The 22,564-nt window shown below is 63.0% G+C and carries 28 protein-coding genes and 1 tRNA gene; 22 read left to right on the top strand and 7 right to left on the bottom strand.

All coding sequences use genetic code 11. The features are described 5' to 3' along the window. The first annotated feature begins 20 nt into the window (after positions 1 to 20). From HG262_RS14875 to HG262_RS14920, 10 genes are all read left to right on the top strand, one after another. Positions 21 to 272, top strand: coding sequence for an accessory factor UbiK family protein (locus tag HG262_RS14875; RefSeq protein ID WP_006226958.1), 252 nt, complete (start codon positions 21 to 23; stop codon positions 270 to 272). Positions 273 to 428: 156 nt separating this feature from the next. Beyond that, on the top strand, positions 429 to 1,958 hold the full coding sequence (locus tag HG262_RS14880; protein WP_169271748.1) for a YifB family Mg chelatase-like AAA ATPase: 1,530 nt from the start codon (positions 429 to 431) through the stop codon (positions 1,956 to 1,958). 392 nt (positions 1,959 to 2,350) lie between these two features. Continuing rightward, entirely contained in the window at positions 2,351 to 2,548 is a 198-nt protein-coding gene (gene rpmI / locus HG262_RS14885) for a 50S ribosomal protein L35 (RefSeq protein ID WP_006226956.1), read from the top strand. Positions 2,549 to 2,563: 15 nt separating this feature from the next. Beyond that, on the top strand, positions 2,564 to 2,923 hold the full coding sequence (rplT, locus tag HG262_RS14890; protein WP_006218741.1) for a 50S ribosomal protein L20: 360 nt from the start codon (positions 2,564 to 2,566) through the stop codon (positions 2,921 to 2,923). A gap of 77 nt (positions 2,924 to 3,000) precedes the next feature. After that, positions 3,001 to 4,023, top strand: a complete 1,023-nt coding sequence (gene pheS, locus HG262_RS14895) for a phenylalanine--tRNA ligase subunit alpha (protein WP_105558844.1) — start codon at positions 3,001 to 3,003, stop codon at positions 4,021 to 4,023. A gap of 13 nt (positions 4,024 to 4,036) precedes the next feature. Continuing rightward, positions 4,037 to 6,454, top strand: a complete 2,418-nt coding sequence (gene pheT, locus HG262_RS14900) for a phenylalanine--tRNA ligase subunit beta (protein WP_169271749.1) — start codon at positions 4,037 to 4,039, stop codon at positions 6,452 to 6,454. Positions 6,455 to 6,457: 3 nt separating this feature from the next. Next, complete coding sequence (locus HG262_RS14905; RefSeq protein ID WP_006218744.1) at positions 6,458 to 6,799, top strand: integration host factor subunit alpha; 342 nt, start codon at positions 6,458 to 6,460, stop codon at positions 6,797 to 6,799. 58 nt (positions 6,800 to 6,857) lie between these two features. After that, positions 6,858 to 7,304 carry a MerR family transcriptional regulator gene (locus HG262_RS14910; protein ID WP_169271750.1) on the top strand — a complete coding sequence of 149 codons (447 nt, stop codon included), beginning with the start codon at positions 6,858 to 6,860 and terminating at the stop codon, positions 7,302 to 7,304. 230 nt (positions 7,305 to 7,534) lie between these two features. Beyond that, positions 7,535 to 7,611: transfer RNA gene (locus tag HG262_RS14915), tRNA-Pro, on the top strand. 275 nt (positions 7,612 to 7,886) lie between these two features. Then, positions 7,887 to 8,096 (top strand): cold-shock protein, encoded by a 210-nt coding sequence (locus HG262_RS14920; protein ID WP_105558848.1) that lies wholly within the window; start codon positions 7,887 to 7,889, stop codon positions 8,094 to 8,096. A 200-nt stretch (positions 8,097 to 8,296) separates the two neighbouring features. On the opposite strand, the gene HG262_RS14925 is transcribed toward HG262_RS14920, so the two are convergent. Next, a complete protein-coding gene (locus HG262_RS14925; protein ID WP_169271751.1) occupies positions 8,297 to 8,809 on the bottom strand; it encodes an anti-virulence regulator CigR family protein in 513 nt (170 codons plus the stop codon). Positions 8,810 to 9,224: 415 nt separating this feature from the next. On the opposite strand from HG262_RS14925, the gene HG262_RS14930 reads away from it, so the two are divergent. Beyond that, on the top strand, positions 9,225 to 9,803 hold the full coding sequence (locus HG262_RS14930) for a hypothetical protein (RefSeq protein WP_169271752.1): 579 nt from the start codon (positions 9,225 to 9,227) through the stop codon (positions 9,801 to 9,803). A gap of 31 nt (positions 9,804 to 9,834) precedes the next feature. Here HG262_RS14930 and HG262_RS14935 read toward each other — a convergent pair whose 3' ends face one another. Next, positions 9,835 to 10,224, bottom strand: a complete 390-nt coding sequence (locus HG262_RS14935; RefSeq protein WP_169271753.1) for a lysozyme inhibitor LprI family protein — start codon at positions 10,222 to 10,224, stop codon at positions 9,835 to 9,837. A gap of 120 nt (positions 10,225 to 10,344) precedes the next feature. Between HG262_RS14935 and HG262_RS14940 the strand changes: the two genes are divergently transcribed. Next, positions 10,345 to 11,145 carry an alpha/beta hydrolase gene (locus HG262_RS14940; protein ID WP_169271754.1) on the top strand — a complete coding sequence of 267 codons (801 nt, stop codon included), beginning with the start codon at positions 10,345 to 10,347 and terminating at the stop codon, positions 11,143 to 11,145. Here HG262_RS14940 and HG262_RS14945 read toward each other — a convergent pair. Next, positions 11,142 to 11,531, bottom strand: coding sequence for a hypothetical protein (locus tag HG262_RS14945; protein ID WP_169271755.1), 390 nt, complete (start codon positions 11,529 to 11,531; stop codon positions 11,142 to 11,144). The two genes, HG262_RS14940 and HG262_RS14945, sit on opposite strands and share 4 nt — an antisense overlap. Before the next feature lie 180 nt (positions 11,532 to 11,711). Between HG262_RS14945 and HG262_RS14950 the strand changes: the two genes are divergently transcribed. Continuing rightward, positions 11,712 to 12,626 carry a PhzF family phenazine biosynthesis protein gene (locus HG262_RS14950; RefSeq protein WP_169271756.1) on the top strand — a complete coding sequence of 305 codons (915 nt, stop codon included), beginning with the start codon at positions 11,712 to 11,714 and terminating at the stop codon, positions 12,624 to 12,626. 283 nt (positions 12,627 to 12,909) lie between these two features. Then, a complete protein-coding gene (locus HG262_RS14955) occupies positions 12,910 to 13,344 on the top strand; it encodes a GNAT family acetyltransferase (RefSeq protein ID WP_169271757.1) in 435 nt (144 codons plus the stop codon). A gap of 72 nt (positions 13,345 to 13,416) precedes the next feature. Here HG262_RS14955 and HG262_RS14960 read toward each other — a convergent pair whose 3' ends face one another. After that, positions 13,417 to 14,370: a succinylglutamate desuccinylase/aspartoacylase family protein gene (locus HG262_RS14960; RefSeq protein WP_169271758.1), complete on the bottom strand. Its 954-nt coding sequence runs from the start codon at positions 14,368 to 14,370 to the stop codon at positions 13,417 to 13,419. A 10-nt stretch (positions 14,371 to 14,380) separates the two neighbouring features. Beyond that, positions 14,381 to 15,379, bottom strand: a complete 999-nt coding sequence (locus tag HG262_RS14965) for a tripartite tricarboxylate transporter substrate-binding protein (RefSeq protein WP_169271759.1) — start codon at positions 15,377 to 15,379, stop codon at positions 14,381 to 14,383. A 133-nt stretch (positions 15,380 to 15,512) separates the two neighbouring features. On the opposite strand from HG262_RS14965, the gene HG262_RS14970 reads away from it, so the two are divergent. From HG262_RS14970 to HG262_RS14980, 3 genes are all read left to right on the top strand, one after another. After that, a complete protein-coding gene (locus HG262_RS14970; RefSeq protein ID WP_169271760.1) occupies positions 15,513 to 16,391 on the top strand; it encodes a MurR/RpiR family transcriptional regulator in 879 nt (292 codons plus the stop codon). 203 nt (positions 16,392 to 16,594) lie between these two features. Further along, complete coding sequence (locus tag HG262_RS14975) at positions 16,595 to 16,849, top strand: hypothetical protein (protein ID WP_169271761.1); 255 nt, start codon at positions 16,595 to 16,597, stop codon at positions 16,847 to 16,849. Between the two features lie 217 nt (positions 16,850 to 17,066). Continuing rightward, on the top strand, positions 17,067 to 17,660 hold the full coding sequence (locus HG262_RS14980) for a YSC84-related protein (protein WP_169271762.1): 594 nt from the start codon (positions 17,067 to 17,069) through the stop codon (positions 17,658 to 17,660). Positions 17,661 to 17,727: 67 nt separating this feature from the next. Here HG262_RS14980 and HG262_RS14985 read toward each other — a convergent pair whose 3' ends face one another. Both HG262_RS14985 and HG262_RS14990 read right to left on the bottom strand, forming a co-directional pair. Next, entirely contained in the window at positions 17,728 to 17,961 is a 234-nt protein-coding gene (locus tag HG262_RS14985) for a hypothetical protein (protein WP_169271763.1), read from the bottom strand. A 114-nt stretch (positions 17,962 to 18,075) separates the two neighbouring features. Continuing rightward, entirely contained in the window at positions 18,076 to 18,546 is a 471-nt protein-coding gene (locus tag HG262_RS14990; protein ID WP_006226939.1) for an Lrp/AsnC family transcriptional regulator, read from the bottom strand. A 160-nt stretch (positions 18,547 to 18,706) separates the two neighbouring features. Between HG262_RS14990 and HG262_RS14995 the strand changes: the two genes are divergently transcribed. The 5 genes from HG262_RS14995 (at position 18,707) to HG262_RS15015 (ending at position 22,521) form a co-directional block, all read left to right on the top strand. Next, positions 18,707 to 19,618, top strand: a complete 912-nt coding sequence (locus HG262_RS14995; protein ID WP_169271764.1) for a DMT family transporter — start codon at positions 18,707 to 18,709, stop codon at positions 19,616 to 19,618. A 62-nt stretch (positions 19,619 to 19,680) separates the two neighbouring features. Then, entirely contained in the window at positions 19,681 to 20,427 is a 747-nt protein-coding gene (locus tag HG262_RS15000) for a sulfite exporter TauE/SafE family protein (protein WP_169271765.1), read from the top strand. A gap of 55 nt (positions 20,428 to 20,482) precedes the next feature. Further along, positions 20,483 to 20,707 carry a hypothetical protein gene (locus tag HG262_RS15005; protein WP_169271766.1) on the top strand — a complete coding sequence of 75 codons (225 nt, stop codon included), beginning with the start codon at positions 20,483 to 20,485 and terminating at the stop codon, positions 20,705 to 20,707. A 340-nt stretch (positions 20,708 to 21,047) separates the two neighbouring features. Then, on the top strand, positions 21,048 to 21,260 hold the full coding sequence (locus HG262_RS15010) for a hypothetical protein (RefSeq protein WP_006218759.1): 213 nt from the start codon (positions 21,048 to 21,050) through the stop codon (positions 21,258 to 21,260). A gap of 148 nt (positions 21,261 to 21,408) precedes the next feature. Continuing rightward, complete coding sequence (locus HG262_RS15015; protein WP_169271805.1) at positions 21,409 to 22,521, top strand: AGE family epimerase/isomerase; 1,113 nt, start codon at positions 21,409 to 21,411, stop codon at positions 22,519 to 22,521. Positions 22,522 to 22,564 lie beyond the last annotated feature (43 nt).

Genomic DNA, 22,564 nt, shown 5'->3' on the forward strand with positions numbered 1-22,564 from the left:
AAGAACACCGAGAGGCCGCTATGAACAATCGCACCCAGTGGATGGAAGACATCCAGAAGAACATCTCCGACCTGATCGCCCGCAGCCCCGCTGCCGACGTTGAAAAGAACGTGCGCGCCATGATGGCGCAGGCATTCACCAAGATGGATCTGGTCACACGCGAAGAGTTTGACGTCCAATCGGATCTGCTGGCGCGCACCCGCGCCCGCGTGGATCAGCTGGCTGCGCAAGTGCAGCAGCTGGAAGAGCGTCTTTCGGCGCTGGACAAGTAAGCTCTCGCCTGTCTGCATCGCTGCATTGACGGCCGCCAAGCGCGGCCGTTTTTCATTTGGGATCCCGGCGGGCAAGGGACGAATACGTCCCTGCCTTGTCCACGGTGTTCTGCTGATTGCCGATACTGACGGCCTTGTTCCCTTTGGGAGAGCGTCTTGACGCTTGCCGTTCTTGCCAGTCGGGCGCTCAGTGGGTTGCATGCGCACGCCGTCCGGGTTGAAACGCATCTGGGGCCTGGGCTGCCCAGCTTCAATGTGGTGGGGTTGCCCGACACCGAGGTGCGCGAAAGCCGCGAGCGGGTGCGCGCCGCCATTCTCAATAGCGGCTTCGAGTTTCCGCCCGGTCGTATCACGGTGAATCTGTCGCCGGCTGATATTCCCAAGGAGTCGGGCAGGTTCGATCTGCCCATTGCGCTGGGGTTGTTGCTGGCCTCAGGCCAGTTGGCCGCGCCCACCGACGGCGGCGGCCCCGATCTGGCCGCGCCTGATCCTTCCCTGGCCGGCTTGGTGCTGGCAGGCGAGCTGTCTTTGACCGGCGCGCTAGTGCCGGTGGCGGCTCCCTTGGTGATTGCGCTGAGCGTGGCGCGCGAGGCGCCTGACGCGACGCTGATCCTGCCGGCAGGCAGCGCTGAGCAGGCGGCTTGGGTGCCGGGCCTTGGCGTGCTGTCGGCGCGAAGCCTGGCGGACGTGGCCGCACACATCACGGGTGCGTGTCGGTTGCCGGATGCGGTGCCCAAGGCGTGGCCGGCATCGCCACCTGCGCCATGCCTGTCGGACGTGCGGGGGCAGCCCGGCGCGCGGCGGGCGCTGGAAGTGGCCGCAGCCGGTGGCCATAGCCTGTTGATGATCGGGCCGCCCGGCGCGGGCAAGAGCATGCTGGCGTCCCGCCTGCCGGGGTTGTTGCCGCCTTTGCGCCGTAACCAGGCCCTGGAAGCTGCCGCGGTGGCCGCGCTGGCAGGGATGCCCGAGGTCTTGATGGGCCATCCTCCGTTCCGATCGCCGCATCATTCGGCTACCGTCGCGGCGCTTGTCGGCGGCGGCAGCCGTCCGCGTCCGGGCGAGATCAGCCTGGCGCACCATGGGGTCCTGTTCCTGGACGAGCTCCCGGAGTTCAGCCGGCGCACGCTGGAGGCGCTACGCGAACCGCTTGAGACGGGCAGGGTGGTCATCGCCCGTGCCCTGCATGCCGCCCAGTTCCCTGCGCGCTTTCAATTGGTCGCCGCCATGAACCCGTGCCCATGCGGCTGGCGCGGGCACCCGGGGCGCGCCTGCATTTGCACGCCCGATCAGGTGGCGCGCTATGTGGGCAAGATATCGGGGCCGTTGCTGGATCGTATCGACCTGCACGTGGCGCTGCCGCCATCCGATCCCGAGTCCATGGGTGGCCCGCCCGGCGAGGCATCCGGACCGGTTCGGGATCGGGTGATGCGTTGCCGGGACCGCCAGCAAGCCCGTCAGGGCAAACCGAACGCGGCATTGACGGGGACAGAGCTGGACCAGTACTGCGTCATGGATAGCGAGGCGCAGGCGCTGCTGTTCCAGGCCATGCGCCGCATGGCGGGGTCCGGGCGGGCGCTGCATCGGGCGATGCGGGTGGCGCGCACGATCGCCGATCTGGATGGGGTGGAAGTGCTGGGCGCCGGGCATGTGGCGCAGGCGGTGCAGTACCGGCGCCCGGGGGTATGATGGGCGGCTGAAACGCTTGGCTGGGCGCCAGAGGCGGTCCCTTCTGCTTTTTACAGCGGCCGACTCGACAAAGACCAGGAAATCACCATATAATCAAAGGCTTTCCCGGATCTGGCGTACCTTTTTGCTAAGAGTTTGCCAAGAGTTTGCCAAGAGCTGGGAGGAACCCGTGCCTGGCAGTGATGCCTTAGCCCGGTGGGAATCAACCCACGCAATATCCCAGCAGTACCCCAGCAATACCCCAGCAGTAACCCTGAAGTACCCCCAAGAAGTGACAACAGGTCTACAAGTTTTGCCGTTGCATCGGTGCTAGCCCTAGGGCTTTTTGCCAGCAACGCCAAGCACCTCGCGTCATGTCAAATCAACTACGAGTTTAAGTTTAGGGAATCATCATGCCCAAGATGAAAACCAAGAAAAGCGCCTCCAAGCGCTTTAAGGTTCGCGGCAGCGGCTCCATCAAGCGTGGTCAGGCGTTCAAGCGCCACATTCTGACCAAGAAGACCACCAAGGCCAAGCGTCAACTGCGTGGCTCGGCAGCGGTTCATGAATCCAACGTGGCCTCCGTCAAGGCCATGATGCCTTTCGCTTGATAAGGGAGATCTAATATGCCTCGCGTCAAACGCGGCGTAACTGCCCGCGCACGTCACAAAAAAGTCATTGCCGCCGCCAAGGGTTACCGTGGCCGCCGCGGTAATGTGTTCCGTATTGCCAAGCAAGCAGTCATGCGCGCTGGCCAATACGCCTACCGCGACCGTCGTAACAAGAAGCGCACGTTCCGTGCTCTGTGGATCACGCGTATCAACGCCGCCGTCCGCGAACATGGCGTCAGCTACAGCGTGTTCATCGCTGGCCTGAAGAAGGCTTCGATCGAACTCGACCGTAAGGTCCTGGCCGATCTGGCCGTGCGCGACAAGGCCGGCTTTGCCGCCATCGTGCAGCAAGCCAAGGCTGCCTTGGCTGCCTGATCGCGCGCTTTAACTCATCGCGCATCGCTGCAAACGGGGCTGTAATAGCCCCGTTTGCGTTTTGAAGGCTGGATTTCATGACTCTATTGGTTGACGACCTGGTCTCCCAGGCGCAAGAACGGTTCGCCGCGGCTACGGATGCCGCCGCGCTTGAGAACGCAAAGGCTCGATTCCTGGGTAAGGAAGGCGCACTGACAGTGCTGCTGAAAGGCCTTGGCAAACTCGATCCCGAGCAGAAGCGCGAAATGGGCGCCCGGATCAATCAGGCCAAGCAACAAGTCGAAGAGCTTCTGACTGCTCGCCGCGCCGCGTTGGCGCAGGCGGAATTGGATGCCCGGCTGGCCTCTGAAACCATTGACGTCACGTTGCCTGGACGCGGTCGCGCGCCGGGCGGCATCCATCCGGTGATCCGGACCTGGGAACGCGTGGAAGCCATCTTCCGTTCCATAGGCTTCGATGTGGCCGATGGCCCCGAAGTGGAAAACGATTGGACCAATTTCACCGCGTTGAACAACCCGCTGGACCATCCGGCGCGTTCGATGCAGGACACGTTCTACGTCGACATGAACGACGCCGACGGCCTGCCGCTGCTGCTGCGCACGCACACCAGCCCCATGCAGGTGCGCTATGCCCGCATGCACAAGCCGCCCATCAAGGTCATCGCGCCGGGGCGCACCTACCGCGTCGACAGCGACGCCACGCACTCGCCCATGTTCCATCAGGTGGAAGGGCTGTGGATCGCCGAGGACATCTCGTTTGCCGATCTGAAAGGCGTGTACACCGATTTCCTGCGTTGCTTCTTTGAAAGCGACGATCTCGTCGTGCGCTTCCGTCCGTCGTTCTTCCCGTTCACGGAACCGTCCGCCGAAATCGACATGATGTTCACCTCGGGTCCCAACCGCGGCCGCTGGCTGGAGATTTCCGGCTCGGGCCAGGTGCACCCCGAAGTGGTGCGCAATTTCGGTCTTGATCCCGAGCGCTACATCGGCTTTGCCTTTGGTTCCGGACTTGAGCGCCTGACGATGTTGCGCTATGGCGTGAACGATCTGCGCCAGTTCTACGAAGGCGATTTGCGCTTCTTGCGCCAGTTCAACGAATAACAGACGGCTGATCATGCAATTTCCCGAATCCTGGCTGCGTACGCTGGTCAACCCTCCGATCGCAACCGATGAACTCGCGCACCGGCTCACCATGGCCGGCCTGGAAGTCGAAGACACCGTGCCCGCCGCACCTGCTTTCACGGGCGTGGTCGTGGGCCATATCGTCGACATCGCGCCGCACCCCGACGCCGACAAGCTGCGCGTCTGCCAAGTGGACGATGGTTCAGGCGAGCGCCTGCAAATCGTGTGCGGCGCGCCGAACGCGGCCGCCGGCCTGAAAGTGCCGCTGGCCCGCGTGGGCGCGGAACTGCCCGGTGGCATGAAAATCGGCGTAGCCAAGATGCGCGGCGTGCAGTCGTCGGGCATGCTGTGCTCGGCCCGCGAGCTCGGCCTGTCGCAAGACCACGCCGGCCTGCTGGAACTGCCTGCCGACATGGTGCCTGGTCAGTCCATCCGCGACGCGCTGGACCTGGACGACACGCTCTTCACGCTCAAGCTCACGCCCAACCGCGCCGACTGCCTGTCGATCCTGGGTGTCGCGCGCGAAGTGGCTGCCCTGACGGGTGCGCCGCTGTCGGTGCCGACCGCCGTCGCCGTGCCCGTCACGCTGGACGAGCGCCTGCCCGTCAAGATCGAAGCCCCTGACCTGTGCGGCCGTTTCGGCGGTCGCGTGATCCGCGGCGTGAACGCCCGCGCTGCGACGCCCGGCTGGATGAAGGCGCGCCTTGAGCGCGCCGGCCAGCGTTCGCTGTCCGCGCTGGTGGACATCTCCAACTACGTCATGCTGGAACTGGGCCGTCCGTCGCACGTGTTCGATCTGGACAAGATCGGCGGCGACATCAGCGTGCGCTGGGCCCATGAAGGCGAAACGCTGGAACTGCTGAACGGCCAGACCATCACGCTCGACCCGAAGGTGGGCGTGGTAGTGGCGGGCGACCAGGTGGAAAGCCTGGCCGGCATCATGGGCGGCGAAGCCACGTCCGTGACGCTGGATACGCAGAACATCTACCTGGAAGCCGCGTTCTGGTGGCCGCAAGCCATTGCCGGCCGCGCGCGCCGCTACAAGTTCAGTTCGGAAGCCAGCCATCGTTTCGAACGTGGCGTGGACTACGCCAGCATTCCCGAACACCTTGAATTCATCACGCGCCTGATCGTCGATATCTGCGGCGGGCAAGTCGGCCCCATCGACGACCAGATCGTCAACCTGCCGGCCCGTCCGCCGGTGCGCATGCGCTTGGCGCGCTGCCATCGTGTGCTGGGCGTGCCCGTCACGCAGGAGCAGGTTGCGAAGATCTTCGGCAGCCTGGGCCTTGCGTTCACGGTCGAAGGCGATGACTTCATCGTCAGCCCGCCGTCGTACCGTTTCGATCTTCAGATCGAAGAAGACCTGATCGAGGAAGTGGCCCGCATCTACGGTTTCGAGAGCATTCCCGATGTGCCGCCGATGGCGCGCGCCAAGATGTTCTCGCAGCCGGAAGTGCATCGCGGCGCGCATGCGCTGCGCCGCCTGACCGCTGCGCAGGACTACCAGGAAGTCGTGAACTACAGCTTCGTCGAAGCGGATTGGGAACGCGACTACGCGGGCAATGAAACGCCGGTTCGACTGGTCAATCCGATTGCCAGCCATCTGTCGGTCATGCGTTCCAGCTTGATCGGCGGGCTTGTTGCCAACATTCGCCACAACGCCAACCGCAAGCAGTCGCGCGTGCGCCTGTTTGAATTGGGCCGCGTGTTCATGCGCGACGCATCCGTAGAGGACGGTCCGCTGGAAGTGGCGGGCGTGAACCAGCCGATGCGCCTGTCCGGCGCGGCCTGGGGGCCGGCCGTGGAAGAACAGTGGGGCGTCGCGACGCGCCAGGTGGACTTCTATGACGTGAAGATGGATGTCGAAGCGCTGTTCGGCGCCCGCGGCCGCCGCCTGCGCTTCGAACCCGCTGCACATCCGGCGCTGCATCCGGGCCGTAGCGCCCGCATCGAACTGGACGGCCGCGCGATTGGCTGGATCGGTGAACTGCACCCGCGTTGGGCGCAGCAAGCCGACCTGGCGCATGCGCCCGTCGTGTTCGAATTGAACGTGGATGCCCTGTCCGAAGGCGAGTTGCCGCAGGTGCGCGAACTGTCGCGCCAACCCGTGGTGGTGCGCGACCTGGCGTTGTGGGTCGATGCTCCCGTATCCACGCAATCGATGCTGGACACTGTGGCCGCGGCCGTCAAGGCGGATGCGCAATTGGCCGTGGTGCAGGATGTCCGCGTGTTCGATGTGTGGCGCGAAAAGGCCCATGGCAGCGAACCCGTCACCGAGAAAAGCCTTGCTTTCCGTTTCTGGCTACAGGACACTGAAGTCACTCTGGACGAAGCCCGTGTGGCGGATTGCCTGTCCCGCATCAAGGATGCATTGGTCAGTGCCCACGGCGCGCGCCAGCGTGCTTGAACCATGGGGAACAGTATGCTTGCTGCCGAGCCGCGCACTCTGACCAAGGCTGAGCTGGCCGAACTGCTCTTCGAGCGGGTCGGCCTGAACAAGCGCGAAGCCAAGGACATCGTCGATACGTTCTTCGAAGAAATCCGCGATGCCCTGGCGCGCGGAGATTCGGTCAAGCTTTCGGGCTTTGGCAACTTCCAGGTGCGCGACAAGCCGCCGCGCCCTGGCCGCAATCCCAAGACCGGCGAGACCATTCCCATCGCCGCACGCCGCGTGGTCACGTTCCACGCGAGTCAGAAACTCAAGAGCGTGGTGGAGCAGGCGACCCCTGCTGCACCCGACGCCGCGGAGTGATACGCTTTGTCGGTAATTGTTATCGGCTTCCTGCGCCCGCGCGGCATAAAATTCGCTTATGACACGTACTGAACCCACCGTTACCTTACCGCCCATTCCCGCCAAGCGTTACTTCACCATCGGTGAAGTCAGCGAGCTGTGCGGCGTCAAGCCCCACGTCTTGCGGTACTGGGAACAGGAATTCACGCAGCTCAAGCCTGTGAAGCGTCGCGGCAACCGCCGCTACTACCAGCATCACGAAGTGTTGCTGATCCGGCGCATCCGTTCCTTGCTGTATGAACAAGGCTTTACTATCAGCGGCGCACGCAATCGCCTGGGCGACGCGCGCGACATGCCGCATGATCAAGATGCCGCCGTGCGTTTGTCGGGCGCCGAAATGCAGGCCTTGCGCAACGAGCTCGGCAACGTCTCGACGATGTTGGCCGATGCGTTGGGCTTGCCTGCAAACGCGGCGGCTGGCGTGCCGGCCAGCGCCAGCGCAAGCACCGTCGGCACTGCCGCGTAGGCAGCGAAAGCACAGTCGTCCGCGATCGTTTGATCGAATGCAGTACGGCATCGCGCGTCGCTATTGAAGCGATGCGCAATGCAAGCAAGCAGTACGTTGCGCCTTGTGTGGCGCCTTGCACGCAGTGAGTGCAGGCGACGAACATGAGGCGCAAATTTTTTGAGTATTCAGCACTTTTTTTGCACCAATGCGTGCAAACTTATTTTTGTTCTGCTATACTCTTTTTCTTTCGGGGCGTAGCGCAGCCTGGTAGCGCACTTGCATGGGGTGCAAGGGGTCGCGAGTTCGAATCCCGCCGTCCCGACCAGAAGTTCCAAGGCCGTTAGTGAGAAATCACTAACGGCCTTTCTCATTTGTCTTTCGTATTTTTGTCTTCTGCATTTTTGCCTTTCCCATTTTTATCTGGCACCTTGCACCTTGCGGCGCGGATGGCTTGGCACTTCAACGAGTGTATGTCGCAGAGCGTCCGGCGAGCCCGACACCGGCTCAGATGTGTTATTGCGAAACAGTGATATCTTTGTGTAGAAGAATCATCGATAGTGGTCCCGGGAATATTTTTTCCCTGTACCTCTAGGACTTACATTGAAGATTGAAACTGGTATCGTGAAGTGGTTCAACAACGACAAGGGCTACGGCTTTATTTCGCCGGAACTGGGTGGTAAAGACCTCTTCGCGCATTACTCTGAAATTCAGGGTGACGGGCACAAATCGCTTGAAGAGAACCAGCGCGTGTCGTTCGTCGCCGGCCAAGGACAGAAAGGTCCTCAGGCGACCATGATCAAATTGATTTAATCGCTGAGCTGCTTGCCGTAACGCGCAGCAGCTTGGTGGCAGGTGTAAGGCCGGACCCTTTGAAACATCGGGTCCGGCCTTTTCGTTTTTTGGGCAGAACCGCAGGTGAGCAGGCCCTGCACTGAGCGGGCTCGAAGGTCGCGGGCTGCGCAGTTCGATTTGGCGCATCAGCCACGTCGGCACCCGGCGCGCTTTTCACGTCAGTCGAAAACATCGAAGAGCACATCGGCGACGATAGCGGTGGCCACCGCGACGAGAATGAGATCCGAGCCGGCGACTCTCCATTCATAGCCCGGATAGACCGGCAGGCGGGCCAACATCGGGCCTGGGACCATCTTTTTCGCGATACCAGGGGGCAGGGGCTTGCCGCGAGCGAGGTTTTTGCGGATTCCCGGCGGCAGCGAGCCATAGCCGGACAAGCCATATTCCTCGGCGTAGCCTCGGGCGGTGGTGATTGTGATGCCGGCGTGGCGAAGCGTGACGTTCACGTCGCCGGAATCGCCGCCGCCTTTGGACGATCCGCCATTGCCGTTATTGCCCTTGTTCGAGCTGTTGCCTTTGCCCGAGCCTTTACCGTTGCCGGCGTTTCCCTGGCCTTGGCCCGCGTTGTCCGGCTTGCCTTTTCCCTCGGGCGGAGCGGCCAGGGCGGTGCCGCCCAAGAACAGACAGCAGATGGCCGCAGTGACGATTCGCTTGGCAGTTGGGGTGGTCATGGATGGCTCCTGGCTGGCGGGCGCGCCGCAAATGCACTAGTCCGATTCTAGGGTTGGCTCGTCTTTTGGCGTAGATGCCAAACTGATAAAGATGTAAGCAGGTCTGGAGCGAATCGCTTGGCTGGGTTGCAGTCGGTGCCGGCGATGTCCGCTTTTCTTGGTATGCCGAATGCGCGAAGTGCTGGTATAACTGCGCCGCATCAGGTCAACCTCTTTCGTGCAAAGGATTCCCGTGTCGAACAAGCTCCCGGCAAGCCGCTATTTCGCGTTGACGGCAAGTACGCTTCGACAGGAGGGGAATCGTCTATTCAAGTCGGCGCCGTGGGCGTCTGCCGTATTCATCCTGACGTTGCCGATTGCACTGCTGTTGCCGCACTTGTCCTCGGTGTCTTCGGCGTTCTTCCTGATCGTTGTCGTGAACATGCTGGCCTTGACGCGCGTGTCGGTCGCATGGCTTCGGCAGACCGTGCTGGGCGGCCATGCGGATAATGCGGATTGGCGCTTGGGTAAACCAGAATGGAAAGCCGTTGCTTTGCTTGCCCTGCTTATCGCGATAGGGACGGGGTTGATGTACGCCACCGCTAGAGTGCCGATCCTTATTTATTTTTCATTGGACGGCAACGCCGATAGCGTGTTCTTCGCATGCCTGTTTTTGGCGCTTGCGGCAATATGGGCGCCTGTGCTGTATGGGGTCAGCACGTTTGCGCCGAGCCTTGCGCGCGTTGCGGTATCGGGCCAGTACAACTTCTGGCGGACGCGCCAGGCGCGGCGCGTGCGTGCATGGCCGATGATGTGCATGCTGTTCCTGCTGGCGGTGTTCGTGGTGATCACAGGCGCCTTGCTGGCGACCGCGATATCCGATATGTCCGCTACCGCGATCGGGCTTGGCTTACTGGGCATCCTGCTCTGCATCGGGTTGCTGATGATGACCACGACGATGTGCGCAGTGGCGTATCGCGAGCAGGCGGCAGGGCGCGCCGGCGCCGGGGAGTAATTCCCCTGGAGCGCGCCGCGCACACCGGGGATTAGTCCCCCAGCAGTTCACGCAATTCGGCGGCCCTTTGAATGTTCAACTGCATGGGGCAATAGCCGAACATCGGTGAGCCCACATAGGATGTCGCCAAGTCGCATTGCCCATTGCGATACACGAGCCATGCCTTTTGCGTTTGCTCGAGCTTGTCGGCATCTTCCGCCGATTGCTGCGCCAGGCGCGCATGCAGTTTTCCGTACAGCGCGTTGATTTCCGCTTTGACCGACGCCGATACGGTACTGGAGCAATTCAGTACCGAGGTATTGTTGGTGGCGCCGGCTTCCGACAGGCAGCGGTCGTATTGCGCGGCGTAATCTTTCGCGCCCGCGGCGTGGGTGGCGGTCGCCATCAGCATCAGGGCAAGGGCGGTCAGCGGGCGGATCATGGGCGTGGGGTGGGATGAAGTTGCGCTGAGCGCCAGTTTCTCATGAGCCAGAGATGTTGTGTGGGGGCAGGGTTATATTGGTTGCTTCGCCCTTCCTTCCAACGCCTGACGTCATCCACCATGGCTTCCATGCATCAGATCAAATCCGGCCGCGCCCTGTTGGCCGCGGAAGTTGTTGGTACCGGAGATCCAGTCATTTTCCTGCACGCGGCTATTTGTGACCGCCGGATGTGGTGGGCGCAGATGGCCACCGTTGGCGCGACGCATCAGGCCATTGCCTACGACCGTCGCGGATTCGGCCAGACGTGTGCAGAAACAGAGGACCATTCTGCCGTTGGCGATTTGTTGGCGGTGATGGATGCCTTCGCACACGGTAGGCCGGTGACGCTGGTGGCGTGCTCTCAAGGGGGGCGCATCGCGCTGGATACGACGCTGCAGCATCCTTCCCGGGTTCGTCGCCTGGCGCTGATTGCACCCACGGTGCCGGGGGCGCCGGAGGCGGCGTACCCGCCCGGCGTCCAGGCGCAAATGGCGGCGTTGAAGCAGGCCGAAGTCAGTGGGGACCTGGACGGAGTGAATGCGATGAAGGCGCATCTGTTTTTGGACGGGCCGCAGCAAGCCGAAGGACGGGTTGGGGGCGCGGCCAGGCAGCTGTTCCTGGATATGCATGGCACCGCGCTTCGATCGACGCCGGCGGGGCTGAGTCTGGACACGCTCGATACGTTTCGCCGACTGGTGGAGATCACTGCGCCGACGCTGGTGATGTGGGGAGATTTCGACTTTCCCCACATCCAGGAGCGGTCACGGCGAGTGTCGACGCTGATCAGGGGCGGCGTCGGGCAGGAAGTGCCTGGCGTCGCCCACCTGCCCAGCCTGGATCAACCCGAAGCGATCTCGCGCCTGCTGGCGGATTTCATTTAACGCCGCCTGGTCGCCTTGCGCGGGGCAGGCGGCAGCGGATCGCCGACGTGGCTGGCCAGCCAGTGTTCGATCTTGTCGTCACGGCGGGCGGCCCAGTCGCGGCCGATTTCCAGCACGAGCATATTGCGGGTATCGCCGTAGTCCTGGCCCGGTTCCTTCTGGAACATTTCGCGCCAGATGTCCGAGGCGACCAGGTCTGTCGTCAACAGGACGCCAATGCCTTTGGCGTCGATCCACAACGGGGCGGCGCGCTCGTCGACGTGTTTCTTCAGGTTTTCAAGCAGCTTCTGGGCGAGCGAGGCGTTGTCTTTCGATGCCGCGATCAGGACCAGATATTGCCGGTGATCGCTGGAGGGTTCGTCGGAGTCGCCAAAAGGGTTTTCCATGGTGCATTCCTTTCGGGGTAAGCGGGCATTGGGGCGCGAATGCGTCCTGGGGGGACAGGTTACTCGACCCGGGCGCTGCGCCGTGCTGTTATGGCGAAAGTTATGCCGTTCTGTGCCTGTCGCACGGTGGCTGCGCCCTTGCATACTGCATCCTTCCCTTTCGGACACAGAGAAGCTTGCATGCGCTACCGATACGTCACTGCCGATGTTTTCACCACTCAGCCCTATAGCGGCAACCCGTTGGCGGTTGTGCTGGACGCCCAGGGGCTGGATAGCGCGCAGATGCAGCGCATCGCGCGTGAATTCAATTATTCGGAAACCAGCTTCGTGCTGCCGCCCAAAGACCCGGCGCATACCGCCTGGGTGCGCATCTTCACGCCTGACCGCGAGGTGCCTTTCGCGGGGCATCCCAATGTGGGCACCGCGGTCGTGCTGGCGCGTGACATGATCGCCGCCGGACGCCCTGCGCCGGATGCCTTCGTTTTTGAAGAGGCGGCGGGCTTGGTGCGGATTTCGCTTGCGACGGGCGCGAGGGGCGTGGAGGGCGTCGAGTTGCTGGCGCCGCAGGCGTTGTCCCGCGCCAGCGAGGCGCCGGCGGCCGCGGTGGCCCGGGCGTTGAAGTTGGATCCCGCCGACATCGACACGTCGACGCACGCGCCCCAGGTGGTCTCGGTGGGGCTGATCTTTCTGGTCGTGCAGTTGCGCAGCCGCGATGCGCTGCGCCGTGCGGCGCCGGACGCCGATGGCTATGCGGCGTTGCTGCCGCTGGACGGCGCGAAGTCCATCTATGCCTATACGACGGACACGACCGGCGACACCGTGGATGCGCCGACGGACATCCAGGCCCGGATGTTTACCGGCCGCATGACCGAAGACCCGGCCACCGGCAGCGCGACGGCGGCCATGACGGCGTTGCGCGCGGCGTTGCGTGGCGACGGCATGTTGCGGCTGCGCGTGGGGCAGGGCGTGGACATGGGCCGCGCCAGCCTGTTGCTGGCACACGCAGAGCCTCGCGCCGATGGCGTCTGGGCAGGCGTGGCGGGCCAGGCGGTCATCGTCATGGAAGGGATGCTGCCTGCGCCCGAAGCGTCTTGATGGGATCAGGCGGGGGGGCGGTATTGCCTGTCGGGCAGGGGCTCGTGTATGCTCATTCGCATGAACGCAATGCACTCAGCGCCGGCATGCCGCGCAGATAACCGACGAATCACTCGACGTCTACGTTGAGTGGCAAGTCACGTTCAGGCGCTGAGTTCTCAGCGCTTCATCCTGAAGGCCACGATACCCCTCGTGGCCTTTTTGCTTGTGTTTTCCCGATTTTTTGTTGTCGCTCGCGAGGCGTATCGCAAGGCCTTCGTTTCCCTCATCCCAGGAACGAAGCATGACCCATCAAGACCTTTCCATTCGCCCTTATCATCCCGCCGACGAGTCCGCCATCGTGCAGCTATGGCGCGATTGCGGCCTGACGCGGCCGTGGAACGATCCAGTGAAAGACATCGCTCGCAAGCTCACCGTGCAGTCCGACCTGTTTCTGGTGGGCGAAGCGGACGGCGAGATCGTGGGCACGCTGATGGGCGGTTATGACGGCCATCGCGGCTGGATCAACTATCTTGCCGTATCGCCCGCGCATCAACGGCGTGGCTACGCCACCGTGCTGATGCGCGCGGTGGAGCGCAAACTGTTGGAGATGGGGTGCCCCAAGATCAATCTCTTGATCCGTTCGGGCAACGTCGCGGTGCAGGGCTTTTACGAGTCGCTGGGCTTCTCGTGCGACGAGGTGATCAGCCTGGGCAAGCGCTTGATCCCGGATCTTTGAACTGAACGGATCCGGCACGCGCTGGTGCCGGACCTGTTCAGGTGCGTGGCAGCACGCTGCCGGCGGTTCGGCTTAGATCGCGACCGTCAGGTACACGGCTTCGCGGCCGACGATCGGCATGCGGGTTGGCATGAAGATCGTGCAGTTGTCGCACGGCGAGCGGATTTCTTCGGTGCCGTTCATGGCGATCAGCTCGTCTTTGTCGAAGGTCTCGAAGCCGATGACCGGGCGGGTGAAATGGAAGTCTTCGGACTTCACCATATGGACTTCCAGCAGTCGGTACCGCTGCGGCGCCGGCGGCGGCGTGGCGTCCGCTGGAGCGTCGATCAGGCCGGTGTGCGCCAGGAACCGCAGTGTGACGTCGGTGGCAAGTTCGGCGGCGGACTTGGCGAAATGCTGTCCGCATTCCACCACCAGTGAACCGCCGCTATCGGACAGCGGGTCGCCGTGATGGCCGTAGCCCATGACGCCCGTGCCCGGGAATTTGTGCTGCGGCATGACCAGGTGCACCAGCGGCGCGCCGACAGCGGCGGCCAGCGCGGTGTTGCGGTCCATCTCGTTATAGACCCAGAAGGGCTGCACCGGCGCGCGGGTCGAATGGATGTCCAGCACGAAGTCGGCGGCGTCCAGCACCGGGCGCAGTTCGCGGGCGCGGCGCAGTTCCGGGCTGTCTTCGGTGCCGTCCAGCATGGCGGCCGACCAGATGCGGTTCAGGTTGTGCACCAGTTGGCGGTTTTCGTAGGGCTGGTCGATGTCGAACGCCTCGTAGGCTTCGACGTGGGCGAAGCTGACTGTCAGCGTGCCGATCTTTGGCCGCACCCCGGTGTCCAGCAGATGGGTCGCGGCGACCATGCCACAGATTTCGTTGCCGTGGGTGATGGCGTTGATCAGCACATGCGGGCCGGGCACGCCCGACTCGAAGCGATGGACGTAAGGGATGCCGGTGTTGCCCTCCCGGTAGGCCGAGAGGTCGCGAGGCAGGACTTCAAGCGGAGCGGTGTCGGGTTCGAAAGCAGGATTTTGCATGGGATGGGGCCTATTCGGGGCGGATGCCGGCGCGGTCGATCAGGTCTTTATACAGCGCCAGGCGTTCGGTCATCATGGTGGTGAACTGTTGCGGGGTCTGGTTTTCGGGTGGCAGGGCGCCGGCCTTCTCCAGTGCTTGCGGCATGCCGTTCTGGCTGGCGGCGGTACGCACGGCGCCAAGCAAGGTCTGGACGATATCGTCCGGCGTGCCGGCCGGGGCGGCCAGGCCGATCCACGACATGGCGTTCAACACCGGATAACCCAATTCAGCGAAGGTCGGCACGTCGGGCAGGGCATCCAGGCGCTTGGGCGCGGCCACGGCCAGGGCGCGCATCTTGCCGACCTGGATGTGGGGCAGGAAGGGCGCCAGGTTGTCCAGCGCGAATTGCGCCTGGTTGGACAGCAGGGCGTTGATCAGGGGCGCGCCGCCGCGGTAAGGCACGTGCATGGCCTGGACCTGCAGGGTGTTCTTGAACAGCTCGGCGTTGAGCTGCCCCATGCTGCCGATGCCAGCCGTGGCATAGTGCAGTTCGTCGGGACGGGCCTTCAGCAAAGCCACGAATTCGGCCAGGGTCTTGGCCGGTACGTCGATGTTCGTCACCAGCACGTTCGGCGTGCGCGACAACTGCGAGATCGAGGTGAAATCCTTGATCGGGTCGTAGCCCAGATCGGTGCGCATCAGCGGATTGGCCAAGTGCGAGCTTTGCGACGAGGCGACCAGCGTGTAGCCGTCCGGCTTGGCACGCGCCACGCGCTGGCTGCCGATGGCGCCGCCAGCGCCATCACGGTTTTCGATGATGACCGTCGTGCCCAGCGCTTTGCCCAGTGCCTCCGCGTAGATGCGGCCGATGAGGTCGACGGATCCGCCTGCAGGGAAGGGCACGACCAGCGTAATGGGTCGGGAAGGGTAGGCGTTGGCCCGTGCGGCCAGGGGCAGGACGGCTGCGCCCAGGCCGGCAAGGACAAGGCTGCGGCGCGTCAGGGACGGCGCAGCGGAGGGGTGCTTCATGACGCTCTCTTGTGGTTGAAGTCAGATTGGTCTATTTTGCAATATAGATTGCAGAGTCAAATATAAGATGCAATGAATATTGTGGAATTTGGGGTTATCACCTAGTGCCGCCTCTTGCGGAATCGCTGCCATCATGAATCTGAATCAACGCATCGCTACGTACGCCAAGAAACTCAGCAAGACCGAAAGCCTGCTGGTCGAAGAAATGCAGGCGCGTTACCCGCAAAGCCTGCTGGAATCGGCGACCGCGCTGGCCAAGCGCATGGGCACCAGCGCGTCCACCGTCGTCCGCTTGTTGGCCAAGCTGGGCTATGACAGCTATGCGCAGGCGCAGATGGAGGCACGCTCGGAAGTGACGGCGCGCCTGGCGTCGCCGGGCGAACGCGCGGATGCGGTCAGCGGCGACAACCTGTCGGCGCGCGCCTGCCTGCACAACGCGTTGCTGCACGATCAGCACAACCTGCAAGAGACGTTCGCGGCGATCGATGTGGGGGCGTTCGAAGGCGCGGTGCGCCTGCTGACGCAGCGCAAGGCGCGCGTGCATGTGCTCGGCCTGCGCCAGGCGGCGCCATTGGCCAGCCATGTGGCGCTTTACCTGAACCTGTGCCTGCCGGGCGTCAGGCCGATGGGCGGGGCGGGGCCGATGTTCCTGGAGGATCAGCTGCTGTGGATCGGCGCCGACGATGTGTTGCTGGCGTTCACGTTCAGGCGGTACTCGGTTGCCACGGCGAATGCGGTGAAGGTCTTCAGGCAGCGCGGCGGCAAGGTCGTGTTGGTCACGGATGCGGCGTCGGCGCCTGCGGCCGCCTCAGCGCACCATGTGCTGGTTGCGCGCAGTTCCAGCGCGTCTCCGTTCGATTCCTATACGGCCGCGTTCTCGGTGTGCAACGCGTTGCTGGCCGCCGTCGCGCAGCGCTGCCGCAAAGCGCTGGGCGCGGCGTTGGAGCGGGGGGAAGACCTGTGGGAGTCGAAGTGGATCCGGCCGCCGGGCGAGGGTTCGGCGCCGAAGTAAGCGTGTCGGGCCCTCGTTCATCGCCATCCGGAAAAATGCGCCATCCGCGCAAAAAGGCCCGATTTCTCGTGTTTTTTGCCCCCTGCAAGATGTACCTGCACTACCCAGACTAGTGCGTCATAACCCGTTGAAAGGACTGCTTTTCAAGCGCTTTTATTTTTGGCATATTGCGCCCGGATACATCCATTTCAGGAGCAATAAGCATGAGCGTGTGGCCCCAGCGCCATATCGATGGTTTTCAAGTGGGATGCGAGATCGTGAGCCTGGACGCCGGCGTACTGGCCATCGAAGTGACGGTGCGGCGCTCGGGCGCCGGCGATTTCCAGCAGCGCTGGTCGTTGCCCAGATTCGTGACGTTCGCCGATGCGGCGGTGGCCCGGCGCCATGCTGAACTGGTGCTTTCGGGGATTGTTTCGGTGGACAAGGCGACGGGCGAGCCCCGTTATGGCATTCTATAAGGGCGCGGTCCCCGGCAGTCGCCCTGCCATTGCCTACCAAATGTTGCTGGTCTTCGACAGCGTCGTTTGGGCTGGCAGGCGCATGGCGCTTGAACAGGGTTCGCGTTAAAGAAAGCGGCAACAGGTAGGTTTTGTTTCGTTTATCACAATCGCGTGCCTTGTACAGACAGGTTTGGCCGGTACAGTGGTAGCGGAAGACAACAAAAAGGAGAGTTCCATGTTTGATACTTTTCCTGTCCTGCGTCGTGTTGGCCTGGCGGCCGCGACCATCGGTGTGGCGGGCTTGCTGTTCGCAGGCTGCTCCACCACCACTCCCAAAGACTCCGCGACAACATCGGAGAAGCGCGAGTCGATGAACAGCGCGGCCAACGCCACGTTGAGCAAGCTGTACGAGGCTTCGCCGCAATCCAAGGAATTGGTGGCGCGCGCGCGAGGCGTGCTGGTGTTTCCGGACGTGCTGAGCGGCAGCTTCATCGTGGGCGCCGAGCATGGCAACGGCGTGCTGCGGGTCGGCGGCGCCAATTCGGGCTACTACAGCACGACGGCGGGTTCCATCGGCTTCCAGGCCGGTGCGCAATCCAAGGCCATGGTGCTGCTGTTCATGACGGACGACGCACTGAACAAGTTCCGCAACAGCAGCGGCTGGACCGTGGGCGCCGATGCGACGGTGGCAGTCGTGAACGTGGGGGCCAACGGCCGCATCGATACCAATACGGCGCAGCAACCCATTGTCGGCTTCGTGATGAACAACGGCGGCCTGATGGCAGGCGTGTCGCTGGCCGGTACCAAGATCTCCAAGCTCAACTGGTAAGCGAGCAACGCTGAAAAACAAAACGCCGCGGAATGGTTCCGCGGCGTTTTGTTTTGGGGGCGGCGTTTCAGCCGAGCAGGGTGTCGCCGTTGTTGCGCACCGCGTTTTCGCGCTGCATTTCGGCTTCTTCGATATCCGGGTCCAGGCCGCGCCAGCGCACGATGCTGCCGCGGTCTTGCTCGGGTTCCCAACCCAGCATGCCGTAGCGCGTGATTTCAGTTTCGCCTGTGTCGAATTCCACTTCAAAGTAGCCCTGACGATCGGGTAGCGTGCCACCGGGGAACCATTCAGTTTCGGGCATGGTTTGCTCCTTGCTAAGCGATGGGAGGGATGTCGGCGGCGGTTGCTGCCGACGCGCCCATTGTGCGGGGGCGGGCGGCATCCCGCAAGTTTCCGAAAGCGTCGCGCCGTATCGTCAGGCGAGCGGAACTGCGGTGGTGTACAGCACCTGTTTCAACGCAAAGCTCGAGCGGATGCTGGCGACGCCCGGGATGCGGGTGATGTGTTCGACGATCAGGCGTTCCAGCGCGTCCACGTCCGGCACCAGCGCGCGGATCAGGTAATCCGCGTCGCCCGACATCAGATAGCACTCCATGATTTCCGGCAGGACGGCGATTTCGCGCTCGAAGACGTCCAGCGCGGCCTTGCGCTGCTTGTCCAGCGAGATCTGGATGAACACGTTGACCTTCAGCCCCAGCTTGCGCGCGTTCAACAGCGTGACGCGGCGGTCGATCAGGCCCTCGGTTTCCAGGCGGCGGACACGGGCCAGGCAGGGCGAGGCCGACAGGTTCACGCGGGCGGCGAGCTCGACGTTGGTCAGGCGAGCGTCGCGCTGAAGTTCGTTCAAAATTCGGATGTCAGTGGCATCCAGGTTGATTTCCGGCATAAGTCACCTAGGAGTTATTCATATGCAGTTCTTTTGTGCTGCAAATGTAGTGTATAGAAGTGAATTGAGGTGAAATATGCCGGGGTTTACCCTATAGACTATTTCTTCCTTTGGTCAATCGGCCAAAGTGCAGAATAATCAAGCGGTAGATCGAGTAGTAATGAGTCAGCAAAGCACGGTGCGCAAGTTTTTGCCGTTGATCGGCGCGGTCATGGTTTGGGGCGGAAATTGGCCTGTCATGAAGTTGGGGCTGACGCACATGAGCCCGCTCTGGCTGGCCGCCAGCCGCTTCGGGGCGGCGGCGCTGATCAGCGTGCTGGTGTTGGGCGCCATGGGGCGCTTGCGCCTGCCGACCCGCCAGGAATGGCCCTTGGTGGCGGGCGTGGCGTTGCTGCAGATGGGCGCGTTCACGGCTTTGGCGCTGTGGGCCCTGCAATACGTGGCGCCCGGTCGCGCGTCCGTCATCGCCTACGCCACGTCGATCTGGGTCATTCCGTTGTCGGCGCTGATCCTGAAAGAGCGCTTGTCGGCGGGGCAATGGCTGGCGACCGCGTTGAGCTACGCCGGTATCGGCGTGATCGTCGCACCTGCGTTCAGCCCATGGCAGTCGCATACGGTGATCGGCCTGGTCATGCTGCTGGGCGCCTCGTTCGCGTGGGCATGCAACATCATCCAGCTGCGCGGCAATCGGCATGTGCGCCTGGGGGCCGACATGATTCCGTGGCAGACTGCCATCGCCACCGTGCCGCTGGCCGCGCTGGCATGGATGCGCGACGGCGCGCCGGTTTTTCTGGCGGCGCCCGACGCGTGGCCCATCATCCTCTATACCGGTCCGCTGGCCACGGCGTTGACCTTCATTGTGGTGCTGGGCATGACGCAGAAGATGCCGCCTGTCGCCACATCCATCGCGATGCTGTGCGTGCCGGTGATCGGCCTGATCGTATCGTCGGTGGTGTTCCATGAACGCATGTCGGCTGACCTGGCGCTGGGCCTTGCGCTGATCGGCGCAAGCGTGGCCGCCTCGGCGGTAGCGTCGCGGTTCAAGCGGCCGATGGTGCTGCGTCCTTCCTAGAACGCTCTAGAATGGCTTCGCGCCGGGGAGGGCCTGGCACGTCTTCTGGGTGCATGGCTGAAATGAATTCGCTATATGTGTTGGTCGTAGTGGGCGCCATGGCCGCGGGGTTCGTGCAAGGCTTGTCGGGATTCGGATTCGGGATGGTGGCCATGTCGTTCTGGGCGTGGACCATCGACCCCAGGCTGGCGGCCGCGATGGCCGTGTTTGGTTCCCTGACTGGGCAGTTGCTGGCTGCCTTCACGGTGCGGCGGGGTTTCGCGATGTCGCATCTGTTGCCTTTCATCGTGGGCGGGCTGGCGGGGATACCGTTGGGCGTGATGCTGCTGCCGCATTTGGAACCGTTGATATTCAAGGCTTTCATCGGCGGGCTGCTGGGAATCTGGTGCCCGATCATGTTGTTTGCCACGCGCCTGCCGCGGATCACCGCAGGCGGCAAGGTGGCGGACGGTGTGGCCGGCGCAGTGGGGGGCATCATGGGCGGCATAGGCGGGTTCACGGGCGTCATCCCCACGTTGTGGTGCACCTTGCGAGGATTCGACCGCGACGTGCAGCGCTCGGTGATCCAGAATTTCAATCTGTCCATGCTGGCGGTGACGATGGCCACCTATGTGTTCACGGGCGTGGTCACGCGCGACATGCTGCCGTTGTTTGCCTTGATCGTGCCCGCGATGCTGGTGCCCTCGCTGTTGGGCGCACGCTTATACGTGGGCATCAGCGATCTTGCGTTTCGCCGCATCGTGCTGGGCCTGCTGACGCTGTCGGGCATTGCGCTGCTGGTCTCGTCGGTGCCCAAGCTGCTGGCCTAGTCGGAAGCGGCCTGGCCGGCATGCTATCGTTCAGGGATTCAAGAGAGAACCACGCATGGCATTGCATCGTTTCCAGAAGGGCGAACTGGGTCACTGGCTGCGGCTTGTGGCCGATAATTGCGAGCCCGGCGCCGCGCAAGTCGACGTGCCCGACGAGGTCGCGAAGGCGTTGGTCACCCTGCGTTGCGTTCAACCCGGCGCCGATGGCCGCTGGATGATCACCGAAAAGGGCAAGCTCGCCCTGCGCATGGAAGAGCCGGGCGCGATACACGTGCGTTGACCGCTCAGCGCGCTGACGCCGCCGGCCAGCTGGGGCGGTCTGATCCGACCGCCTCTCATTGCTCTGCGCAACGCGGCTTTTTTGCGCCACTCCCGAATATCCACATAGTTTGCGAATGTTTTCGCTGTATGTCGCGAGTTCGCGGGTATTGGCGGGACAGTACGGGAATCTCCTGAGACGGAATGTTCGATTTGGCATCTTCCGGACGTATCGCGCATGCTGCGTCGCCAGTAAGATGAACTTGCGTGACGCTTTCAGGTCTTTTTATTTATGCGGGATTTCTGCACCCGCCACGTCACGCGTGGTTCACGCGTTTAGGTAACCGACTGGGAGGTAGCACATGCAGCATCGTGACCAGGAAGTACTGATCGACGTTTCCACAGCGGCCATGGATACCGGCGGATATGGCGTTTTGCTGACGGTAACGGCCGAGGGCGGCACCGAAGTGGATGCCGCATTTTCCCACTTGGGCAACTGCGCTTCGTTGGACGAAGCACGTGATCGCGCGGAAATCTTCGCGCAGAACTGGGTTGAGGAAAATATCTTCCGATAGGGCATGCCGCCCTGGGCGAAGCTAAGCGGTTAAACCGGTCTGTGCGCGCATGACGCTGCGGAGAATGCTCGAAAGTTTGCGACGAAAATTTCGGTTATCGTTGCTGCTCCAAAACCTGGGGCCCTATTCGGGCATGCGTCGTTCCAAGATGACTGCCGCACAGACCAATCCCTCTCTCGCGCAGCACATCCACGCGCTGCGTGAACATTTCGATAGCGTCATCCTGCCCTTGTGGATGGGCCGGGGCTTCAATGACGCAACCGGTCTGCCTTACGAATCGCTGGATGCCGCGACAGGCGCGCCGCTTGCGCCGGTGCGCTATCGCGCCATGGCGTGCGCGCGCCAACTGTACGTGTTCGCGCAGGCGCCCGGCGCAGCCGCCGGCCAACATGCCGATCGCCTGTTCGAATCCTTGTGCAGCGTGTTCCGCGACGAGGCGCGCGGCGGCTGGCGATACAGCGTGGACGCCGATGCGCGTCCGCTGGACGAGACCCAGGATCTGTATACGCACGCGTTTGTCGTGCTGGCTTCTGCCGCCTATTTTCAGCGCAGCCGCCACGCCGATGCGCGCAAGCTCATGCTGGTCACCGCGTCGACGATCGAGGCGCGGTTCAAGACCCGCGACGGGCTGTACCACGCTGCGCTCAGCCCCGACTTGAGCGAGCCGTTGCGTCCGCCCGCGCAAAATCCCATGATGCATCTGACCGAAGCGTATCTGGCCGCGGCCCAGGTGGCCGAGCCCGCGATGTTCGCGCAGCATTTGCGCAGCCTGGCGCAAGGGGTCAGCCAGTTCTTCGTGCATGCGCCTACCCAGTGCATTTCAGAAGCGCTGCAGGGCACGGCCGGCAACCGCCTTGAGCCCGGGCACCAGTTCGAATGGCTCTCGCTGGTGCATGGCGCCGCCGAGGTGTTCGACGGCCTGGATCTGGTGGAATCGTTGCCGCGCGCGGTGCAATGGTCCCGCAAGCATGGCGTGGATGTCGCTGGTCCGGGCGTGCTGGCGTCATTGGACGAGTCGGGCGCCGTCATTGACGATACGCGGCGCATCTGGGCGCAGACGGAATACCTGCGCACGTTGGCGGTGCTGGGCGATTGGACCGCGTTAGCGTCGGGGCTGGCCGATTTCCGGGCCCGGTTTCTGCATGACGGGGGGTGGTACGAGTGCCTGGACGCCAGCGGCGCGGTCGTGCGCGCCGACATGCCGTCTACGTCTCCGTACCATCTGGCGACCTGTCTGGCGGCCTTGCCGGGCGTTGTTTAATTGCGGCGTTAACAATTTTTGTCGATCTGTTGTCATGAATTGA

Source organism: Achromobacter sp. Bel (assembly GCF_012928505.1).
Classification (GTDB): Bacteria; Pseudomonadota; Gammaproteobacteria; order Burkholderiales; family Burkholderiaceae_B; genus Achromobacter.

Bases quoted from the DNA above. Each gene is read 5' to 3' on its own strand.
- HG262_RS14875 (WP_006226958.1), top strand. From the start codon at position 21: ATGAACAATCGCACCCAGTGGATGGAAGACATCCAGAAGAACATCTCC.
- rpmI (WP_006226956.1), top strand. From the start codon at position 2,351: ATGCCCAAGATGAAAACCAAGAAAAGCGCCTCCAAGCGCTTTAAGGTT.
- rplT (WP_006218741.1), top strand. From the start codon at position 2,564: ATGCCTCGCGTCAAACGCGGCGTAACTGCCCGCGCACGTCACAAAAAA.
- pheS (WP_105558844.1), top strand. From the start codon at position 3,001: ATGACTCTATTGGTTGACGACCTGGTCTCCCAGGCGCAAGAACGGTTC.
- pheT (WP_169271749.1), top strand. From the start codon at position 4,037: ATGCAATTTCCCGAATCCTGGCTGCGTACGCTGGTCAACCCTCCGATC.
- HG262_RS14905 (WP_006218744.1), top strand. From the start codon at position 6,458: ATGGGGAACAGTATGCTTGCTGCCGAGCCGCGCACTCTGACCAAGGCT.
- HG262_RS14910 (WP_169271750.1), top strand. From the start codon at position 6,858: ATGACACGTACTGAACCCACCGTTACCTTACCGCCCATTCCCGCCAAG.
- HG262_RS14925 (WP_169271751.1), bottom strand. From the start codon at position 8,809: ATGACCACCCCAACTGCCAAGCGAATCGTCACTGCGGCCATCTGCTGT.
- HG262_RS14935 (WP_169271753.1), bottom strand. From the start codon at position 10,224: ATGATCCGCCCGCTGACCGCCCTTGCCCTGATGCTGATGGCGACCGCC.
- HG262_RS14940 (WP_169271754.1), top strand. From the start codon at position 10,345: ATGGCTTCCATGCATCAGATCAAATCCGGCCGCGCCCTGTTGGCCGCG.
- HG262_RS14945 (WP_169271755.1), bottom strand. From the start codon at position 11,531: ATGGAAAACCCTTTTGGCGACTCCGACGAACCCTCCAGCGATCACCGG.
- HG262_RS14950 (WP_169271756.1), top strand. From the start codon at position 11,712: ATGCGCTACCGATACGTCACTGCCGATGTTTTCACCACTCAGCCCTAT.
- HG262_RS14955 (WP_169271757.1), top strand. From the start codon at position 12,910: ATGACCCATCAAGACCTTTCCATTCGCCCTTATCATCCCGCCGACGAG.
- HG262_RS14960 (WP_169271758.1), bottom strand. From the start codon at position 14,370: ATGCAAAATCCTGCTTTCGAACCCGACACCGCTCCGCTTGAAGTCCTG.
- HG262_RS14965 (WP_169271759.1), bottom strand. From the start codon at position 15,379: ATGAAGCACCCCTCCGCTGCGCCGTCCCTGACGCGCCGCAGCCTTGTC.
- HG262_RS14970 (WP_169271760.1), top strand. From the start codon at position 15,513: ATGAATCTGAATCAACGCATCGCTACGTACGCCAAGAAACTCAGCAAG.
- HG262_RS14975 (WP_169271761.1), top strand. From the start codon at position 16,595: ATGAGCGTGTGGCCCCAGCGCCATATCGATGGTTTTCAAGTGGGATGC.
- HG262_RS14980 (WP_169271762.1), top strand. From the start codon at position 17,067: ATGTTTGATACTTTTCCTGTCCTGCGTCGTGTTGGCCTGGCGGCCGCG.
- HG262_RS14985 (WP_169271763.1), bottom strand. From the start codon at position 17,961: ATGCCCGAAACTGAATGGTTCCCCGGTGGCACGCTACCCGATCGTCAG.
- HG262_RS14990 (WP_006226939.1), bottom strand. From the start codon at position 18,546: ATGCCGGAAATCAACCTGGATGCCACTGACATCCGAATTTTGAACGAA.
- HG262_RS14995 (WP_169271764.1), top strand. From the start codon at position 18,707: ATGAGTCAGCAAAGCACGGTGCGCAAGTTTTTGCCGTTGATCGGCGCG.
- HG262_RS15000 (WP_169271765.1), top strand. From the start codon at position 19,681: ATGAATTCGCTATATGTGTTGGTCGTAGTGGGCGCCATGGCCGCGGGG.
- HG262_RS15005 (WP_169271766.1), top strand. From the start codon at position 20,483: ATGGCATTGCATCGTTTCCAGAAGGGCGAACTGGGTCACTGGCTGCGG.
- HG262_RS15010 (WP_006218759.1), top strand. From the start codon at position 21,048: ATGCAGCATCGTGACCAGGAAGTACTGATCGACGTTTCCACAGCGGCC.
- HG262_RS15015 (WP_169271805.1), top strand. From the start codon at position 21,409: ATGACTGCCGCACAGACCAATCCCTCTCTCGCGCAGCACATCCACGCG.